Source organism: Paenibacillus sp. J22R232 (assembly GCF_056269165.1).
The window spans coordinates 137462-157513 of sequence record NZ_JBWDNK010000005.1; the positions used below are offsets into that span (position 1 = coordinate 137462).

Annotated in this window: 20 protein-coding genes; 3 read left to right on the forward strand and 17 right to left on the reverse strand. The window is 45.4% G+C overall.

Annotated features, from left to right (window positions below; genetic code table 11):
* Positions 1 to 3: 3 nt before the first annotated feature.
* Positions 4 to 375: a hypothetical protein gene (locus AC0YN3_RS17040; protein ID WP_475776198.1), complete on the reverse strand. Its 372-nt coding sequence runs from the start codon at positions 373 to 375 to the stop codon at positions 4 to 6.
* 589 nt (positions 376 to 964) lie between these two features.
* Here AC0YN3_RS17040 and AC0YN3_RS17045 point away from each other — a divergent pair.
* The gene (locus AC0YN3_RS17045) at positions 965 to 1684 is read left to right on the forward strand and encodes an NPCBM/NEW2 domain-containing protein (protein WP_475776199.1); all 720 of its coding nucleotides are present in this window, start codon (positions 965 to 967) and stop codon (positions 1682 to 1684) included.
* A gap of 226 nt (positions 1685 to 1910) precedes the next feature.
* Here the strand turns inward: AC0YN3_RS17045 and AC0YN3_RS17050 are convergent, their stop codons facing one another.
* On the reverse strand, positions 1911 to 2105 hold the full coding sequence (locus AC0YN3_RS17050; protein WP_475776200.1) for a hypothetical protein: 195 nt from the start codon (positions 2103 to 2105) through the stop codon (positions 1911 to 1913).
* A 288-nt stretch (positions 2106 to 2393) separates the two neighbouring features.
* On the opposite strand from AC0YN3_RS17050, the gene AC0YN3_RS17055 reads away from it, so the two are divergent.
* Together AC0YN3_RS17055 and AC0YN3_RS17060 are read left to right on the forward strand one after the other, a co-directional pair.
* Positions 2394 to 3689: a beta-propeller fold lactonase family protein gene (locus tag AC0YN3_RS17055; protein ID WP_475776201.1), complete on the forward strand. Its 1296-nt coding sequence runs from the start codon at positions 2394 to 2396 to the stop codon at positions 3687 to 3689.
* A gap of 62 nt (positions 3690 to 3751) precedes the next feature.
* Entirely contained in the window at positions 3752 to 4006 is a 255-nt protein-coding gene (locus AC0YN3_RS17060; protein ID WP_475776202.1) for a hypothetical protein, read from the forward strand.
* Between the two features lie 219 nt (positions 4007 to 4225).
* On the opposite strand, the gene AC0YN3_RS17065 is transcribed toward AC0YN3_RS17060, so the two are convergent.
* The 15 genes from AC0YN3_RS17065 to AC0YN3_RS17135 all read right to left on the reverse strand — a co-directional run bounded on the left by AC0YN3_RS17065 (position 4226) and on the right by AC0YN3_RS17135 (position 19720).
* A complete protein-coding gene (locus AC0YN3_RS17065) occupies positions 4226 to 5017 on the reverse strand; it encodes a collagen-like protein (protein WP_475776203.1) in 792 nt (263 codons plus the stop codon).
* A 266-nt stretch (positions 5018 to 5283) separates the two neighbouring features.
* Positions 5284 to 5595, reverse strand: a complete 312-nt coding sequence (locus AC0YN3_RS17070; protein WP_475776204.1) for a type II toxin-antitoxin system PemK/MazF family toxin — start codon at positions 5593 to 5595, stop codon at positions 5284 to 5286.
* Between the two features lie 36 nt (positions 5596 to 5631).
* Positions 5632 to 5793 carry a hypothetical protein gene (locus tag AC0YN3_RS17075; RefSeq protein WP_475776205.1) on the reverse strand — a complete coding sequence of 54 codons (162 nt, stop codon included), beginning with the start codon at positions 5791 to 5793 and terminating at the stop codon, positions 5632 to 5634.
* Between the two features lie 78 nt (positions 5794 to 5871).
* A complete protein-coding gene (locus AC0YN3_RS17080; protein WP_475776206.1) occupies positions 5872 to 6663 on the reverse strand; it encodes an AAA family ATPase in 792 nt (263 codons plus the stop codon).
* Between the two features lie 196 nt (positions 6664 to 6859).
* The gene (locus tag AC0YN3_RS17085; protein ID WP_475776207.1) at positions 6860 to 8980 is read right to left on the reverse strand and encodes an FtsK/SpoIIIE domain-containing protein; all 2121 of its coding nucleotides are present in this window, start codon (positions 8978 to 8980) and stop codon (positions 6860 to 6862) included.
* A gap of 4 nt (positions 8981 to 8984) precedes the next feature.
* Positions 8985 to 9242, reverse strand: coding sequence for a hypothetical protein (locus AC0YN3_RS17090; RefSeq protein ID WP_475776208.1), 258 nt, complete (start codon positions 9240 to 9242; stop codon positions 8985 to 8987).
* 6 nt (positions 9243 to 9248) lie between these two features.
* Positions 9249 to 10355 (reverse strand): M23 family metallopeptidase, encoded by a 1107-nt coding sequence (locus AC0YN3_RS17095; protein WP_475776209.1) that lies wholly within the window; start codon positions 10353 to 10355, stop codon positions 9249 to 9251.
* Positions 10356 to 10363: 8 nt separating this feature from the next.
* On the reverse strand, positions 10364 to 12214 hold the full coding sequence (locus AC0YN3_RS17100) for a VirB4 family type IV secretion system protein (RefSeq protein ID WP_475776210.1): 1851 nt from the start codon (positions 12212 to 12214) through the stop codon (positions 10364 to 10366).
* Positions 12186 to 14090: a hypothetical protein gene (locus AC0YN3_RS17105; protein WP_475776211.1), complete on the reverse strand. Its 1905-nt coding sequence runs from the start codon at positions 14088 to 14090 to the stop codon at positions 12186 to 12188. The genes AC0YN3_RS17100 and AC0YN3_RS17105 overlap by 29 nt, the downstream gene beginning before the upstream one ends.
* Positions 14091 to 16328, reverse strand: a complete 2238-nt coding sequence (locus AC0YN3_RS17110) for an MFS transporter (protein ID WP_475776212.1) — start codon at positions 16326 to 16328, stop codon at positions 14091 to 14093.
* On the reverse strand, positions 16325 to 16618 hold the full coding sequence (locus tag AC0YN3_RS17115; RefSeq protein ID WP_475776213.1) for a hypothetical protein: 294 nt from the start codon (positions 16616 to 16618) through the stop codon (positions 16325 to 16327). The genes AC0YN3_RS17110 and AC0YN3_RS17115 overlap by 4 nt, the downstream gene beginning before the upstream one ends.
* A gap of 44 nt (positions 16619 to 16662) precedes the next feature.
* Complete coding sequence (locus AC0YN3_RS17120; RefSeq protein WP_475776214.1) at positions 16663 to 17061, reverse strand: hypothetical protein; 399 nt, start codon at positions 17059 to 17061, stop codon at positions 16663 to 16665.
* 103 nt (positions 17062 to 17164) lie between these two features.
* On the reverse strand, positions 17165 to 17965 hold the full coding sequence (locus AC0YN3_RS17125; RefSeq protein WP_475776215.1) for a metal-dependent hydrolase: 801 nt from the start codon (positions 17963 to 17965) through the stop codon (positions 17165 to 17167).
* Positions 17966 to 18032: 67 nt separating this feature from the next.
* Complete coding sequence (locus AC0YN3_RS17130; protein ID WP_475776216.1) at positions 18033 to 18719, reverse strand: EAL domain-containing protein; 687 nt, start codon at positions 18717 to 18719, stop codon at positions 18033 to 18035.
* 11 nt (positions 18720 to 18730) lie between these two features.
* Positions 18731 to 19720 (reverse strand): hypothetical protein, encoded by a 990-nt coding sequence (locus tag AC0YN3_RS17135; RefSeq protein WP_475776217.1) that lies wholly within the window; start codon positions 19718 to 19720, stop codon positions 18731 to 18733.
* Between the last annotated feature and the right edge of the window lie 332 nt (positions 19721 to 20052).

Below are 20052 nucleotides of genomic sequence, written 5' to 3' on the forward strand. Positions count from 1 at the left end.
CCATTAGGAAGATTTCACTTTTAACCATTGTGAGCGCAGCTGCGCAAGCGGTTCTTCTACCCCTTGCCAGTAGATGGCCTCTGGTAATTGAGCCAATAATCGTTCAAACTTCTGTTCCTCTTGCCCTCGATCAGCGTTTTGCCCTTGTGGGATAAGCTGAACCACTCGCTGGCAAGCCTCCTGCAGCGTCATGACCTGGCTTAATTTTTTCAGCTCCGAGAGCGCGACAATATCCTGCTCCGTGAGCTGTCTGCGGTTATTCTCTTTCCGCTCAAAAACGTAACCCGATTGTTCTAACAGCGGGAGCCAACGACGCAAGCTGCTCTCCGCCATCTGTAGTCGTTTCGCTACATCGCTCATAGCAATCTCATTCACTATCGTCAGCTCCTATCACCTACCGAAAATCTTGTTGCATCTCATGATCGCTGTTAAAACAACAACTATCATGTCGTTCATGCGATCATTGAGCGCTACTTACTGCTTCTTGATTGGCCAGATATTAACCGCCACCCTCCTTTTTCATATCGTGCTACCTCTTTTCTCTAACACAAGCATAGCAAGGTTTTTTATCGCATTCGTACGCAAATCGTAAGCAAAAAGTATGATGATTTTTCAAGGTTATCCACATTTTATTAACCGATCATACCCAAGTCATAGCGATCACCATCCTAATTTACTGATCGCTTTTTTTAGCATGGAGATATTTTTAGCCTGACCCTAGAAAATGAAAAAGCGACCGCCAAGGACGATAAAAAGTTGTCCTAGACTGTCGCTATGTATTGATTATTTTATTCTTTTTAAACGACAAGCAAAATAAAAACTTGAAGACTGAAAATAAAGAAGGATATTTTTGTATAAATATCGAATTATGTCACACAAAGGAGATGTTTATGCTACATATTTCGATATAAAAAAAATGAAGATTTAGAAAAATGGTAAACAACACTAGTAAGGGGAGATATCTTTGAATAAAGTTAGCAAAATCAAATACTTAACATCTGGTTTTCTGTTAGGGGCCATATTTTTCACGGGAATTTCTTATGCAGCTACAAATATTAACGTGAATATTATTCCTTTAAAGTTTGTTGTTAATGGAACTGAGACCACACCACTAAATAACAAATTTAATAATAACGGGGAGAGCGTTCCTGCATCATTTGTCTATAAAGGAACAACATACCTTCCAGTACGATTAATTTCAGACATGATTGGTATGCCAATAGAGTGGGATGGGAAAAACCAATCCGTTCATTTAGGGAATGAACAGCTTAAAGGAAAGCAATTTAAATATTTATCTGATTTGTCGGCATATTCATTTGATGGTACTTATGCAAACATAAAAGTTCGTTCCGATTTAAGTATGAATGGGGTAGGATACAAAGGGATAGCAATAACAAGCTATGGTGATCCTGCAATCGCTAAGTACAACCTTAATGCATCTTACAAAACCTTTTCATTTTTATTAGGTATAGATACTAATAGTGATTCTTTTAAGCAACAAGAAGTAAAAATAATTGGTGACGGTAATGAGCTTTGGCAAGGAGTTATTTTTCAAGGGCTTGCGCCGCAAAAAGTAAATATCGATGTGACAAATATACTAAAATTAGAGATTCATGCTATACCCAATGATGAATTTTATGGTTACACAACTGTTGACCTAGCAAATCCACTTTTAGTAAATTGATTAACAAGTACTCTTAAGCTGAGAAGCGCTCGGATTAACTATCCAAGCGCTTTTCATTTTTTTTCTAAATTCTTCTACTACAAGTCTTCATTCTTTAACTCGCCGATAATACTTCGTCAACTCTATAGCATCAATAGCTACTGCAGTAATCGATTAAGCCCTTTTGACCATTGACCACTATGAATAATAACTGCCCCATGGTTCTCACCTCAGCCACTCCTCCCCATTAGTTTTTGTAAATGTTATAGCCATCCATCGTTCCAATCAAAAGACCGTAATTAAGCTTTCTACGACTGACTTTATAATCATGGATATCATCATGCTCCACCGTCATACTACGATCACTCCATACTTTTACGAGATTCTCATTGATTCTTAAAAACTTGGCGAGAACTTCATGATTAGCATCAACAACTTGCATAAAATCAGCTCTTTTCCGTTAATTTTATGAAGAAGGCCGATCCTCAACGGGATCGGCCTTCTTTCTTATTTATAAAAATGTGCCAGTACATTAATTAAATCCTCTGGATTATGATTTAGATGATGTAATCATACTTAAAGAGTGTTGAGGTTTGTGGGATAACATCACCCTACTAAACACCCAATATTTTAAAAATGGTTTTTAGTCTATTTAATAACTGGCTGTTCGTCCATGCCTTATATAAGTAGCTCACGTACACTGAACCATATTTATAGGGAGGTGTCGTTATTGAGTTGTGCGGATAAAAAAAAATCGTGCAAAAGGAAAACCATAATTATTTGCCATCCAAAAGGAAAAAAAAAGAAACGACGTCTTTTAGTTATTAAGAAAATAGTGCGAGTAAAGTGTCCCCCACCTCGAGGCCAGCAATTACTTCAAGGAATTGCGCAAGCAATTGCAGAAGCTGGACCTCAAGGACTCGCGGGAGCTCTGGGTCCCCGAGGACTTATGGGACTTGTAGGAGCAATAGGCTCACTTGGCCCTCAAGGATTGGCAGGGCTTGCAGGAGTGCTAGGTGCAGCTGGATTAGCAGGACCAACTGGGTCAACCGGACCTGCAGGAACAACAGGGCCTACAGGGCTTACAGGGCCTATAGGGCCTATAGGGCCTACAGGCCCTGCAGAACCTATATCAGTCAATCGTATTTATGTAGCCAATTTTAATAGTAATAATGTTTCTGTAATTGATGGTGTAACGAATACTGTAATTGCTACCATTCCTGTTGGAGTAAATCCTGCGGGAGTAGGCGTCCATCCATTAACTAACCGAATATATGTAGGGAATTTGAATAGTGGTGATGTTACCGTCATTGATGGAATAACCAATACGGTGATTGCAACCGTTCCTACTGGTGATGGTGCAAGTTCAATCAGCGTTAATACTGCTACCAATGCCATATATGTAGCAAATTTCAATGATAGCACAGTTTCCGTAATTGACGGATTGACCAATACAGTGATCGCTACCATTATTCCTGTAGGAGGTTTGTCCCTTCCAACAGGAGTAGGTGTCAATCCATTAACCAATCGTATTTATGTAGCAAATTTTAATTTTGATGTCGTTACGGTAATTAATGGAGCAACGAATGCCGTGATTACCCAAATTCCAGTTGGAGTTAATCCATTTAGAGTAGGTATTAATTCATTAACTAATCTTATTTATGTATCAAATTTCACGGGTAACAGTGTATCTGTGATTGATGGATTAACCAATACGGTGATTGCTACCGTTCCGGTCGGTACTACTCCAGCTGAAGTAGGAATTAATACGTCAACGAACGCTATTTACGTACCAAATCGAGATACTGATAATGTTTCTGTAATTGGAGGATTAACAAATACTGTGATCGCTACCGTTCCAGTCGGGAATAATCCAAACGGAGTAGGAGCCAATCCATTAACCAATCTTATTTATGTAACAAATCAGGATGATAATACCGTTTCTGTGATTAATGGTGTATCCAATACGGTGATTGCGTCCATTCCAGTGGGAGCGCGTCCATTCGCAATAGGAGTAAATCCGTAGGATGACAATGGAGAAAGAGTTATGGAAAATGGGTTATAATCACACAATGGATGGTGATTTATATGATCGAAGTTAAAAAAATAGATGATTTAATGAAACTGTTGTTAAACATGAACAAAGATAATTCTGTATGTCAAGTTTCTATACCCGGAAAAGGGAAATTCACGATTGTAATGCAAGATGAAATCATTTATTCTCCTACATCAATTATTCAAACCGATCATTATCAAAAACAAATTGTGGATGAAAGTACAGAGGTAGAGAAAGATAGCCGGGCTGTCTCTTCAGCTGAATTAATGAGGAATCCTTTTCTTTAAGGGGATCAAGTTGCAATAATGGCAAATTCACCAATTAAACCACTTTGCTTAATTCTAATAGAATATCTTTTTCTTCAACAGTTACAACTCCTTATTTATCTCAAATATCCGTAATTTTCACAAACCAATTGGAGAAACTTCAGAAGAAAGGAGCAGCTGCCGTAGCAAACTGCTCCATTTTTGTTCGTTCACCGCTAGCGTAACTGCATTTCTTTCCTTCTATGCAATATGCGTAATAACAAGGTGCGCGGAAACTGGTCTTGTTCCTCCAGCTAATGGAGTGATCGTGAGTGCCGCGGCATTGCCAGCTGGATTTCGTACTGTGAGTACTGAATTAATGACCGTTGTTTGCACAAGAGCCATTCCTACTATTTGAGAAGTTCCTGTTGCACGCCCGACCACCGTATAAGCCAGGTCAGCGCCGTTGAGTGTTAAAATGAGTTGACCCGGTTCGTTTACGCCTACCTGAAACAAAACCTGATAAGTGCCAATTGTAGCCAAGTTAAAAGAGCTCGCATTTATACGGGCAATTCCAGCCCCACTGATTGGACCATCTTGCGGAAAACTTACGTCCGTGCCGGGAGCAACAGTAGCTGCATTATCAGGAGGCATCAAGGCAAAAAAATCTGCATAGCCCAATACTCCTCCTGGTCCTACGGGTCCCACTCCTCCTGTTGCTCCTGTTGCTCCTGCTGGTCCTGCTGGTCCTGCCAATCCAGCTGCGCCAAGTTCTCCTGCAAGTCCTGCCAATCCTTGAGGGCCAAGTAAGCCTATTGCTCCTACAAGTCCCATAAGTCCTTGGGGACCCAGAGCTCCCGCGAGTCCTTGAGGTCCAACTACTGTAATTGCTTCCCCAATTCCTTGAAGTAATTGCTGACCTTGAAGTGGGGGACACTTTACACGCAGTGTTTTATTAATAACTAGAAGACGTCGTTTCTTTTTTTTTCCTTTTGGATGGCAAATAATTTTGGTTTTCTTCCTGCACGATTTTTTTTTATCTGGACAACTCAATAACGACACCTCCCTATAAAGATGGTTCAGTGTACGTGAGCTACTTATATAAGGCATGGACGAATTACCGGTTATTTAATAGACTATGAACCATTTATAAAATATTGGGTGTTTAGTAGGGTGATGTTATCCCACAAACCTCAACACTCTTTAAGTATGATTACAATCCATCACACGATTTGAAAGATCAATCCAGCGGTGAATAGCCGATTCACCCTTGTATATCAAGGGTTTTTTCGATAATTCAAGCTGCAAAAGTTGAATTATTAATAAAAATGTGCCAACACATTAATTAAATCCTCTGGATGCAATGTACCTAGATACTTATCAATTTTTTGATGATCAAGCGGCACATACATCGCACAACGAGCTACCGATGGCTTCTGCAGTCCAGCTGATTGCCAGTATACTAAAGCAAGGTCCCGATTATCGCTCCCGCGCTCTTCGTGCGAGGTCACTTTTATAACAATGGAGCGATTATCTTTTGTATCTAAAATAATACCTGGTCTGAGCTTTTCCTTATCGCCATCATCAAATGGATATAACACTAAATAAACATCCCCGCGATTATGATTCATATGGACAAATAAAAAGAGACTATAGGTTGATGCACCTTAGTCTCTTATCCCCTTATTTATTGGATTGTTATAATAATCTTCTTCAAGCTTCTTTAAGTTTTCTTCAGCCTGCGACCAGATATCCGGCAGCAGCGCGTCAACCTTCTGATTGGCAACCGCTAAGCGGTCTTTCAACGATTCATTGGACTTCTTCTCCAAACGAGATCGCCTCCCTTATGAAATCATTCATGTCTTAACGATACCACAAAACCAAGCAGCACTCAAAGAAATTGAGCCTTACAGCCGGTCCCCCATGTACTCTTCTTTGGCCTCTTCGATGTGCTGAAGCGTAATAGCTGTTGCTCTCAAAATCGACTTACGCTTTGCCTTCATATAGATCTGCTCCATCTCAGCAAAGCTACATGTCGCAAACACATGTGCGATATCATCAATCAGCTGGCTTTTCTCATAATTGTCGAATAGCTTTTGTGTATAAATCCGTCGTTCGGAAGCCGTTGGCGCTTCATACTTCATCTTTGTATCAAATCGCCGCCAAACTGCTGTATCCAGTTCCTCGTCTAAATTTGTTGCTGCCAGTAAAATACTATCGGCCTGAAACTCGTCCAGGCATTGCAGCAGCGTATTGACCACACGAGACATTTCTTGCACATCTCTGTTACCCGTTCGATTTCGCGCAATGGCATCAAACTCGTCCAAAAAGAAGACACAAGGCGTTTTGATCGCATAATCAAATATCTTACGTATATTCCCTGCCGTCTCTCCCAGGTAGCTCCCTATGATAGTGTCCAGGCGCACGAGAATAAGCGGCAGCCCTAGCATGTGCGCTAAATAATACGCCGTTATGGTTTTTCCCGATCCTGGAGGACCATACATTAGAATTTTATTCGGCATCGAGACTCCCTGTTCTGTAAAAACAGTCTTGAGCTCATAAATCTCAAGCACTTCATCAATGATATTACGATTGATTTCGCTAAGCACAAGTTTATGAGATTTAGCTTTACAAGCCTCCGCCGAATGCATCACTGCCATATCTACGTCTTTACTCGTTGGTAATTTAGCAGCATTCATTTTAAAACCACCTTTCATTAATCACATTTCTCTATTGGTTCCGGTCATTGGTTCCCATCATTGGTTCCCGTCATTGGTTCCCAATTCGGAAAGACTTAAAACCCATATAGAATGGGGACTCTCAGCTAATCTCATACCCTACATTTTAGTGGGAACCAATGATCGGGAACCAATAAATCCGACTCTTATAACCCATTTATTCATCATCGTGGAACGCCTGCATTTGCTCTTCTGACCAGGCTAATGTATAACCAGCTCTCGTGTTTTCGGGTGGATTTAAAAATCCTTCATCAACAAGCTGCTGCATATAATCCAGCACCTTTTCTTTTCGAATGGAAAACACTTCTCGGAGCTCAGAGCTTTTAGCGGATCGATGTTCGCAGATATAACGTTTCATTTTCTGGAGGACCATAGCTTGCTCATGTTCTTGCTGTGCGCCAGCATCAAGAATGAGCGGCCTCATCTTTTTAGCCGTATCGAAAGGACCAATGACACCATCACTGAGCATCCGTTCAATATGCCTTGTGGCTGCTGCATAGCTAATTTTCAGCTTACGCTGCACGACCTCCATGGAGAATCCCCCATGTTCTTGAACAACAGCAAGCACCTGTTCATATTCACTCAGCCGGTTGTTACCGGTGGTACTCTGCTGCGCTGCTTCCTCTGTTTCCGAATCCTCTCCACCCGTTTCTTGGTCATCATCCTCCCATGGTGGATTCGCATCATCTGAAGGCGGACTAGGTTCCTCTTCCTCCGCTTGCGCGGACCAGTCATGCTGTTTACTACTATTCGTGGACCAGTAATCTTTCAAAGCTTCTATTAACGCTGTCGCTTCGTTATCATTCGCGCTCGTGGCTGCGGATTGAAAGCGTTGAAGAGAAGCCCCCTGCAGCATACATACACCATCCCCGAATCCTAATAAGGGTGGAGCTCCTCGATCCAGGACAGTCCGATAATCAACTGCGCTTTGCAGCTGGAAAGCTACTCGCGAAGGTAGGTTCGCTTTAATGACGCCTGTTACCACATTCACGCTCGGCCGCTGTGTCCCCAAAATTAAATGAATACCGGCTGCACGGGCCATTTGGGTTATTCGTTGTACACCGTCCTCCACTTCTTCACCGGCAACCAACATCAGATCCGCATACTCATCAATAATAACGACAATGTAGGGAAGCTTTTCCTGCTTGTTCTTGCTGTTGTAGGCTCCTAAATTTCGTACGCCTGCTTCTGCAAATTTTTCATATCGTTGTTCCATTTCGACAATGACTTTATTCAAAGCAAGCATCGCTTTTCGCATATCCGACACCGGCGATCCCAGCAAATGCGGCAGCCCTCTGTAAACTGTAAACTCAACCTGCTTCGGATCGATCAGCAGCAATTGCAATTCGTTTGGTGATCGCGTCATTACGAGAGAATTAATGATCGTATTAATGAAAACGGACTTCCCCGAACCGGTTGCACCGGCTACAAGCAGATGCGGCATGCGAGTCAAATCACGAATCATGGGCTTGCCAAGAATATCCGAACCAAAAATCACGGGCAAAGCAGCTTTGCTTGCGAATGCCTGTAGCTCTTCCGCCATATCCCGCATATAAACAAAAGCGCGGTCTGCTTGCGGCACCACAAAAGCAGCTGCGCTGCGAAACTGAGGTGCCGAGGTCACATCAAACCCCATATGATGGCCAATATGATTGGCAATGTCTTCTTTCTTGCTAATCAATTTAGAGAGCTGCACTTTTGGCGGTAATTGAAAGGAGATCGTTTGCAGAGTCGGTCCGCTCTCCACCGCTAAAATATCGATTTCGCCCTCTAGTGGAATACCGGCCAGCTGCAGCGCGTCCGAGATCAGCTGGCCAGCCCCTTCCACTTGTAAATTGGACGTGGAATGCGGCTTCGGATTGACCGGCAACAGATCATAAGGAGCGCTTAGTAGTCCTGTAGTTTTGACGCCAGTCGGAGCGATCATAACAGGGTGCGTCGAAACCGGATAACCCCCTACAGCTGGCGCTTCTGACTGCTCATTCGATGCGCTCACTGCCATCCTGATCGGTCGCTCTTGTTGCCGCCATTCTCGGAATTTGCTCAAGCCCTTTAAGCGGTTGCGCCATAGGTACTGCAGCGCTGCAGGAAGTACAACAAACACACCAAACAACAAAGCCACATAACGGATAAGCTGCAGGGCAAATAGCGAAATGACCTCCGGTACATCTAGAAATTGAAGTCCAATACAAACCACCAGGGTAATACCGCATATCCGCGTTAAATACTGCGCAAAGCTTTCTTTTTCACCTGATTTCCCTTTCCCACCACCCTCCATCTCTTCATCCATCTCCTTTCATCATGGTTTTTACAAAGCCGCGCAGCTGCTCACTCGATTTGTATGCATTCTCTTTTACGAGTGGCCACCACTCCGAGGCTTCGTGACTCGCAAAATCAAAGACATCATTCAGATTTTTCACGATCATAAAGATCAGAAATAAACCCAACACGGTCCATAGCCATTTGGGGATAACGAAGTTGTTTCCTTGCCGGTGTAAAAACCACAGGGCTAAGCCGATGAGCAGCACGATGGTATACATGAACAATCACTCCTTTAAATTGAGCAGCACATTGTAAAATTTAGAAACGCCAATCCACCAACCACCATGCGCTGCGTAATAGCCTCTTGGATTATCTTTTGCGCTAAGCCATTCAATCGCATTCCGATTGCTTGGTCGATCTTGCGAGAGCTTCACAATGGTCTTAGCAGCGATCAATGCGGATTGCTCCGTGCTCAAGGTGGACCCTTTACCACTACACCAGCAGCCGTACACATTCCACGGATTTTTGACGATCAAATCCGCATACTTTTTGGTGATCGGTACAAAGGATTGTTCTTGGCCTGTGATCGCAAGTAAGAGCATGGGGTCTACGTTTTGCGCCTTTCCTGCTTGATCAATCGCACCTAATATCGAGCGATCAGCAAGCGCAGATTTTTTACTCACTAAGTAGCGATTAGCGAGTTCCAGATTTAGCGCTCGATAGGAGATTTCATTGGAGACCTGGATGACTGGCTGCACATAATCTAGCGGATTCACACGCTTATTGTTTACGCGCACTTCAAAGTGCAAATGGGGTCCTGTTGAGCGCCCCACCTTGCCTGCACCAATTCGTCCGATCCGCTGCCCTTTGTTGACTACGCTCCCTGGCTTTACATCCATCCTTGTATCGAGGTGTCCATAAATGCTGGTTAATCCCCCACCGTGATCAATATAGATGGCTTGTCCATAGGTGCTCAGCGTCCCCGCTATCGTCACGGTTCCAGCAGCGATTGCATAGATCGGCTGCAGCTCAGTGTTTGCTGCACCGTCTGCTATATCAATACCGCCATGTGCCTCTGCGCCATCCCCAATATTACGTATGCCAAAATAGGAAGTAATTCTAGTAATGGACGGCACGGGCCATTGATAGTTACTCCCATCCGCATCAAGCTGAATGGGTCCCCATGAACTTCCTACTGCGCCTTCGTAGTTCAAGCTCCCCTCCTCTGCAAATAGGAGGAAGGGAAGCATGGTGAGCAGGATAATGAGCGCGATCAGTACGACAAAAATAAGGATGGCCACATAAGCCGGTGAGCCCAGAAAGACAATGAGCTTGTACGCCGTCTGTGCTTGTTTAATAGTCTGTACGGTTTTGGAGATCGTTCCTTGCATCCCTCCACCTACCCTGCCTGTTTGAGACCGCGCGTTTTATACAAGGCGCTCTCTTCTGGCGGTACGACCATAACCAGCTCATCGTATTTTTTGTGATACTCCAGGATGTATTGATTCGTGTCTTCGTTTTGGGATATGCGCTCCTGGATCTCCATCGGCACATTCGAGTGCTCAGCAAGCTTGCGAATGGCGGACTGCTCCATGTAAAAATAGACGCGAACACTGGTGTTTTCCCACATGCCCTCGCCCTCTGCTGTATCGAGCATGATCGCTGGTGTATTGGAGCCTAGGATCATCATGCCGTTCCATTTCCGGATAGCCGTATACCAGGAGAAGATCTCACGTCGCATTTCTGGATTTTTGGTTTGCCGTTGGCCTTCGTCGACGAGAACAGCGGAAAAGTGAACCCCCTCGAATTTAAGCCATTGAATATTGGAATTCACCACATCGATGGCCATCGACATTTTAAGCTGTGCTTGCTTGGCCAGCTCATCTTTATCATCGCTGTCTGTTTGCCCGTTGCCGACCTTATAGACCGTAAACCTCGTACTCTGAAAAGTGATCGGCTCCTCAATTTGAAAAATACCGTCATAGATCCCGATAAAGTAGATCTTTACACCATCATACAAGCTTGTTGCGGCTGGATTTCCACTCTTCGATTCCAACTGAATTTCCTCAAATACACGGTGGATGGTAGGACGCTCACCCGAATATGGCGGATCCCAGGTCTCCGTTTTTTCTTTTTGTATGCCGGCTTTTTCCAGTACCCGTTTGATCGCTTCACCTGCCTCAAAGAGCTCCGATTTCGTGAGTCCATCTGCGAGCAAGGATAAGGCGCGAACGCCATTATCAATGGCTTTGGCTCTTCTTGAGCGGTTAAAGTTTATACAATCCGAATCGATTTCAGGCAGCGCAGGCATGATGGTTAGCGGTTCATAATAGCGGCCTTGGTCAGCAGTGTGATCGATATACACGCCGCCTACATACTCACAGAGGTCGCGCCATTCACCGTCCAGATCAAAAACAAAAACGTGAATCCCTTCCTCAAGTAAGGACACGACCAATGCTTTCAGAAAATACGACTTTCCCTGACCGGTCTTCCCGAACACCGTAATATTTTGAGCTCTTGGATCATTGGGATCGCAAATGTTAATAAACGTAAAGGATCCGTCTTCCGTTCGGCGTCCAAAATAAGGACCTTGTCCGTCACTGGATCCGCCTCGTGTCATGGGATACGTTCGCGCAGCTGCCGTGTCTGTGGTGACATGGCCATAATGCTTTTTATTAAAAAACTCACTATTAGGTGTATAGGGGTCAAAGATCGGACTGGTCTGACGCAAAGCCTCCAGCTGCTCGTATTCCAGATTATCCAGCTCACAATCCAGTTCATCGAACCACAGTTTCAGCTTGACTTCCACGGCGTGAAGTTGATGCCGCTTTGGCGCAGTAATCGTTAAATAGGTAAGCACATCAAGTAACTTCCGATTGTCTTGCTGCTTCGCATCCCGCAAGGATAAAATGGTTTCTTTGGCTTGCACCTCCGCTTTACGTGCCGGATCATCTTCTTTCTGCTTTTCAATGGAAGCCGTTAACCGGTTCAGTTTGTTCTTCAAGGACATGTTCCATGTCACATCACTAGTCGCATATCGAATGGTTTTTCGCAGTGTTGCGCCTTCTTTTTGCACCAATTCGTCCAGTTTATCCAGGTATCCGGTGAGCAGCACAGGCGGATAGCCTTTAATCATCAGAATGCGCACAAAGTGACCACTTTTATCGTCTTTACCATCGATGACATTCACAACGGTTTCTGATTTGTCCTTGCGCCAATTTTTAACTAGCCGCTTTGTTTCGGTTAACATGCGTGGACTCCTCCTCCTCTACCTGGATAAAATGAGAAACGACTTTAGGATCTAACACAAAGGGCCGACCCTGAAAAAGCCAACGGCTTGCTTCAGAAAAATAAGGAAAGGTTAGCGCGGCACGTAATCCCCATTTTTCTTTTATCAGCGAAGCCATATGACTGGTCATCGCATCCTCGCATTGATTGAGCCAAATACTGCCCTCCCAGCTCGCAGCTGCTTGTTCCCACTGCAGCCAGTGATGATAATCCGCATCCACAATGGCAATGGCATGTCCAATCGCCAGCAGCTCCGAACGCCCAGGATGTGAATAGGGTAAATCGATCAAGACTGGCCCCTGCTCTGCAAGCCTGCGCAGCAAACGAATCGTTTCTTCAACACCTGGACGCTCTTCCACACTCGGCAGCCACAAGGTAAGACCAGGAGCGTTGCGTGACGTCCAAGCCTCCCAACAAGGCTCATCACTCGTGATTCGCAGCGGATTGAGATAGGTATGGGTGCCACGATCAGGGGACAAATCCACAACCGATATCGTCACGCGCTCCCCACTATGAGCAACGGCCATATTCGCAGCTAAAAATGATTTTCCCGTAGGTGTAGGTGAAGTAAGGAACAAGATCCCTTCAAGAGAAAATAGCTGTGGCAGCTCCTCGTCATGTGTTTCATCCGCAGCGCTCACATCGGTAATTTGCTGGCTTTCGTCCGTGACTTCCACGCTAGGTTTCCTTTGAATCAAACGCTTTAGGAGGTGGTAACACGTACGGCTTGTCCACCGTAGCCCTGAACCCACTTTCCCAGCAGCAGCGATGAGAAAGGCAGCTATAGCCGCTAAAACACGTTTACGCGGGAGTAGGTCCATATCGGATGATTCTGTTTCTTCTGCTTCTTCTCTTTCTTCATCTGTTGCTTTTTCTGCATGGTCTTCCTTATCGATCTCACCTTTCGCTAACGAAACCACCACGTTATCCTCTTGCTCCCAGTCCCCTTGCGCTGCCATCCAGTTATCCCAGCTAACCGGATCCCACCAGCGCCCAATAAGCTCAGGAACGCTGAAACCGGATAGGATCGTTACCTCGTGTCCGGATGCTGTCAGCGGATCCAGTACACGTTGCAGCTTTTCACGAAGCTCCGTCACCATGCGATAGCGATTGCGTTCTTCTTTGGTCATTTCCTCCGACTCATCATCACGCTCACGGGAGTCGATTTGGTATTCCATCACCGACAATCGAAGCACATATACGCTGCGCTTGGCCTCCCCATTCTCAGCCATATTTCGCCACATCGTAATGCGGTTACATTTGAGCTCCGCCATGCCTTCGGAGGCTACGGGCTTACCCGCTTTTGCCGCCCATAGTTCATGTTGATAATCCGCGATTTGCTCCGCAGATAAAGAAGCTTCAAACCCTTCACTCGCACAAGCCCGTAAAAATTGTTCGTATCCGTAGATTCGCTGTTTCTTTTGATTAAATACGGCTGTATGCCAGGGATGTGCATGGATGGATATCACCATGTGCAGCATCTTTCCACTGCGATAAAACCAACCGTCACTCTCCGCACCAAGCAGCTGCTCCGTTTCTTCACCGAGGCCTGTCGCTTTCTGCCGCATATACCGAAAACGGCGGCGGCGGCGATAGGACCATGAAAATAAACGGCCGAATATGGAGAGGACAAAGATCAGGAAGAGCCCAGGAATCTTAATCCAAAACGGCAGAGGCAATAAAAAAAGGAATCCGCCTCCAAAGAGCGTATTCCCAATGATCCAAGCGATATCGGTAAAGGTGAGGCCTAGATACTGAATATCCTCACGTATATCTCCCATAAAATAAGCACTTAATAGCTCATGCTCTTTCTCTTGCTGGCTAAGCTCTTCCCCCACCTATTTCCCTCCTTTCTTTTTGTGGTTACCCTCATGTTTTCGCAGCATGTCTGCCTGCAGCTGTTCGAAACTGCCCATGTCCATCCCGTTTAATGGCTGTTGCCCGTGATCCACCGGCATTCCATCCATAATGACCATGATCTTGCCTGACATAGTCCGCCAATACGGAATTTTGGTTTCCCGATATTGTTTATGGGCTTCCTCCAGGCGCTTCGCTTGAGATTCGCGGACCATAATATAATTGTCCGTTATGTTTGTCTCCAAGCCTGCAAGCATTTCCTCGTCGCCCTGCGACTTCATGTGGCGGTCTAGATCGGTCAGGTAGTTAGATCCTTTTGGCAGATCAAACCGCACGTAAGAAGTGCTTTCCGTGCGCAGGTTCTGCAGCAACGGTACAATTTCCGGCATGTCTAACTCCGGAATCCATAACTGACCATCCTCGAGTTTCAATTGCTTCACCCACGGGTATTGCTTCTCTTTCGTCATCAGCTGATTGTAAGCCGATATGGCCTCACTTCCGTTTAGATTGGTTTTGGTATAGATGGGTAATTGTTCCTGCAGGGCATCCAGTGTCTCCCTGCTCTCCGGTGTCTTTGTAAAGCGCCGGATATCTTGCTTTTCAGTATCTACAAAGACACCATTCTTGGTGTAGCCGTGATTAACCATTGATTTTATGTTCGACTCCTGCAAGTCACGCAACACGGATCTAACGTTCTTCTCAACGAGCATCTCACCAGTGCCTGCATGATACATTACACCTTTGCCGTAAGTTTCCGTCAAACGGTCGACCATGGTCGCCATGGCCTCGCGATTTTCTTGATCGATTACGATGACGGCCCCTGTCTCAAAGCCTTCCGGCTTCAGCTTATGTTCCAGCTCATGTGCAGGGATATCAAGTAGATTTAGCCTCTGGTGCGTAACCACTTGGCCAGCTTCTTGCATAACGACGCTGCCGGTACGATGCTCCCACACGGCAGGCGCTTCATATTTCACGCCTTGCAGTGCTTCTGATCCGCCACCGGTAAGCATCGATTTCATCAGCGCTTTCTGCACGTTTCGCTCTTGCATACGCCTTCCCACATCGGCTACACGATTACTGGATTGTGACCAGCTTAGGCCCTTTCGTTGCAAGGCTTCATTACCAAAGCGTTTCCCCATGGCATTGAGCGCCATCGAAGATCGATTTCCAAGCGTGCCTAACGCTTCGATAGCTTGGCCACCATTTAGATGAACAGGCATCTTTGCAGCTCTCCAGGCTGGACGCAACCAAATAAAGAATAAGAGCACAAACAATCCAAAGGCTGTGACTGGCGCAGCAATCGCGGGGTGTATGCCAACCTCTGACATAAATCCAATATCCGCCCCATAGTCCGTTTGCGTTTTAACAAATACCGCCCAATACACACCCATGATGTAGCCTGCAAACAACGTTCGTGTGTAAATATTGAGGAATCCGACGAGCGTTTCCAATTTACCTGAGTAAGCCGTATATGCAATCCATAGCCCTGCAAAAATGGCCATGACAATGACAATGGCGCTCTTCATCATGGATAGCAAAAAGGAAGGGACGATAATGCCCATGACATCAAAGATGAGGACAAAAATGCCACCTTCCGACTCGGCCATGAGCTGTCCAAGGGACATGCCTGCATAAGCAGGATTAGAAACGCTATCGATACCGATGACCAAAGACTTTAAGATCTCTTCTCCGGTTAGATTTTGATAGGTAATGTCGGACGTCCCAATAATTCCGGCGAGCGATAATTGCGTCATCCAGTTCAAACCGACATTAATAAAATTCATGACGGTTAAGCTAATGCCCGCAGCGATGAAGCTCCATAAGAACACTTTGAGCAATTGCCCCATCTCTTTTTTACCCTTTATGATTTGAATGGCTAGCATCCCAATGCCGACCAGCAGCGCAACAAGGCTAATCAAAGAAACAATGGACCAACCGACAAATACCGCTTTGATTTCCGCAATATGAGGCGTAAACAAGTAACTCTTCGCAAAGGTGCCATAGAGCGGTGCCAGAAATTCATCTGTCCATCCGATGACAACACCATCCACTGCATCTTTAATGAGTTTTCCGCTCATGAGATCCCCGAACGTCTGGGTGATATCGCGTAATTGTCCACCCAGATCGTTCACCCAATCCGGAATAAACCACTTGCTGTCCTCCTCTTTCGGCTCTTCCACTGCAGCAGCCAGATAGGTATAGGATAAGCCTTGGTTCACATCGTCCACCCCGTTTTCCGTAAAACATTAAATATGCCCTCTAAAATAGCAAAGAGCCCAGAGGTCATAAATAGCATAATGAGAATGAGCGCTACGCTCATTCTCTTCCAAAACTTCGAATCATTCAGATTGGCCTTAGCCAGCTTAACCATCCATAAAAAATGGATGATTTTATAGAGCCAATACACAAAGGCGATGGTTGAAATCAGTGTCGCAAACGTCCCTGCAATAACGAGCACCCATTCCAGCACCCCAAGCTGGCTTACATCGATGGCATACATTTTTTTCATTTTCTTGATGTAGGATCCCGACGTTTCAGCTGCAATGACCTTCATTACGATGTCGAGCTAATATCTTGACTGCTCGTCCATGTGTACACTTGCTCCAAGAAGTCGAGGAAAAGGCCAGAGAAGAAGAAAAAGATAATGAGAAAAACAACACCGCTCTCGATCCAAAACTTCTTGTCACCCATACTGGCTTTTCCTCGTTTTACGCGAATACCAAATCGAATAATATCAAAAAGGCTGTACACAAGTAAGAAAATGATCATTAGGGTGACCGGCACCATAATGATGTAGAACGCAAAACCTAGCCCATCAAGAATCTTCCAGTCAAATTTAAAATACTGCTTAATTTTAGTGATGGGGTTATCATCCGCTGCATAGGCCATTACCGGCAGCATCCAAATCATCAGCATTAGTGGCAGCGAAACCAGCCATTTTTTTATTTTCACGGTTAAAAACACCTTTCGTTTGTAGGATTTTTATAGGAATTTTGTTCGTGTTCTTGGTTTTCAGTCAAAAAGCTCCTCGTTTTTATAGGAGTTTTATAGGAGTTCATAGGATGGAAGAGAGTAAGGCCTCCATTTGCCATTCGACCTGCATGAGAAAGAGCATCCAGCATATGACGCTAATTCCCCAGCACAATCCCGATACTAAACGCTCACCGGCTCCCCCGTTATCAAAAAGTCGCAAAGCAATATGGAGTCGTTTACTGAATAAGGAACGAATTCCTTCACGGCCAAAGAGATCACCTATTAAATGCGCCCACCAGCCCACGATCAGCCCCATACTCATGGCTTGTACCATCCAGAGCTCACTTTGCTGCGCGTAGGCATAAGCGCCGACACTAAGCGCGAGCGCAAACTCTGGTGTATGGATAATCCCTCGATGCTTAACCATGGGCAAAATGAGCAGCGCCCCTCCTGCGAGAGCTGTGAACCAGTGCCAATCATACATCGCGTATGCCGCAAGTAATAAGGCCCCTACGCCAAGTAAGACCAGGCTGCGCAGCTTAGCCAGTAAAAAGCCCATAGCGCCAGCAGCAGCCCATAGCGGAGCACTTCGCGCCCAACCTGCATCTAGCTCTAATCCAAGTCTAGGTAACCCCCAGAGCGCAGCTGCAAGGAGAAGAAATAATAAGCCAAGTGATTGTGCTAATCTTCGATTTTGAGTGGAGAGCTGAATGAGATTGCTGGCCGTGCTCGTCTTGTGATCCAGATCCGGTGCCAGGCTCCCCACCGCTACGGCTATCAGGTAGATGACCGGTGAAGCGCTATGTCCGCCTGTTTGTGGCAAGAATGAAAGCAGCACGGATCCGGCAGCCACACCTAATGCCACATGTCCTGCTTTGTTCATTGTATTCACCTCCTCTCTCCATTTTTTTGCATAAAAAAAACGATTCACCCTTATACGAGCAAATCGCTTATTTTACAATCTGTAGTGGCAGCTTAGATCCCGTTTGTTTCCCGTTGATGACGCATTGCGGTAAGCCTAGGTAGTAGCCTTGTGCGTAACGGACACCACAGGACTGTAGCACTTCCAACTGCTCCTTTGATTCGACACCCTCCACAATCAGCTGCGTCCCTAGCAGCTCGCAGAGCTCTAACGTGTAACGAATGATGAGCGGTACGTGAGGCGCGGCATAGGCTGCAATAAAGGCCTTGTCTAGTTTGATCCAGGAAGGCTGAAAGGCGGTATGAATGAACCGGTCCAGATTCGCATTGCGCTTACCAAAATCATCATAAGCAAAGGCAAATCCTTGCATGGCCAGCTGCTGCAGCTGTCTCTTGATCCGCGCACTATAAATCGTACTCTCCATAATCTCAAAAACCAATTGATCCGTATGCCTTTCAGGCAACTGCAAGCCAGCTAATAGCGTTTTGGGGTGTACGTTCAAAAATAGCAGTTGATGACGCTCTAGCAGGGGCAAAGCTTCGCTCATGGCACGTTGCATGAGCTCCTTATCAAAACGGACAATTTGACTGGCGTAACGACGAAATAGTACTGCCGGTGACTCTCCTCTGGATCCACTCACAAAGGACTCATAGCCAATCACTGCAAGTTCCTGTGTCAAATCTACGATGGGTTGATACCGTAAATAGTAACTCACTCCTTCGCCTCCTAACGCCTCATTAAACGACCAAAAAAACGATTTTGTTTCCGGACAGCGATATTCAGGATACGCTCGATTACCTGCTCGGCTTCATCGGATAAATGATACGGATCACAAACGGGCAAAGCCATGACTTGACGCCCTGCCAGTGCCTCTGCCATTTCATCGCTTGCATCTTCTGATGCCATTGGTAATACAATTCTCCACTTCTCTTGTGGTTTATGGATATGTTTTCGACACAGCTGAGCGAGCTCCCGTTGCCGCCAGCTGCTGCCGGATCCGACCAAGACCGGTATATTCACACGAAAGAAGTGATTGGCATGCTCACTTGTGTTGATATTCCCCAGATCCACGATCAAATAACGAAACTGTTCAGCGTACGATTCAACCCAATCCATATCTGCCGTGCCTTTGAAACAGGTCACCTTGTCCATTTCAAACCTCGGCTTCGTATTCATCACGCCGGTATGATTGAACGCCAGGTACTCGAAGCATGGATTTCGTCCGGCTTCCCAGAGTGCCACTTTGCCATTACCTTGCTTGGCTAAATAAGTAGCAATGGCAAAGGACAGATGCGTGCTCCCTGCCCCATCAAACGCTCCTGCCACCGCAATAAGCAAGGTGGGTTGATCATTTGCTTGCCCAGCTGCAGGCTCCATTCCGATTGCATGAACGCCCTCCGGTTCTGGTGTATCAAATGTGAGTTTTAAATGTCTTTCCCAATTGGTCGCTGGCCAAACCCAGGCTATGCCTTGTGACGTCCAGCGCCTTGCGTTCTCATGGTTATTCTCTGCAACCACAACCGCAATCGTAATCTCGGATGCAAATACACGCAATCGCTCCATCATTCCTGGCGCAAGTGCTTCTGGCATGACAATGAGAGATACCGTCATTTTCAAGAGCATACTTTCCATTTCTTTCTGGTCATTGCATACATGCAGCCGGTAAGCCGGTGGTGGAATGTCCTTCACTTCTAAGCCATAAATCAAGACGTGCAATCTACTGTCACCTCCATCAACAGGTAAAAGCCGCCAGCATATGTCTGACGGCTTTTATTTTTCTCAATTTTCTACTCTTTTAATATAACCTGATTTTCTTATGTCATAGTAAGCAAATCGTATGCAAAAAATATGATTTTTATGGACGACATAATTTATTGCTATCACTTACAGAAACTGAAAGTTGGGTTGATCGTCCGTATTTTGTCAATTATACGTGCGCTTTAAATGACTATCCCCTTGCTCTCTGACCAAACCCCAGTAATCCTTGCGTTGCCCAGCGCCTTGTGTACTCATGATTTAGCTCTGCATCCATTGCTAGACATTCAACC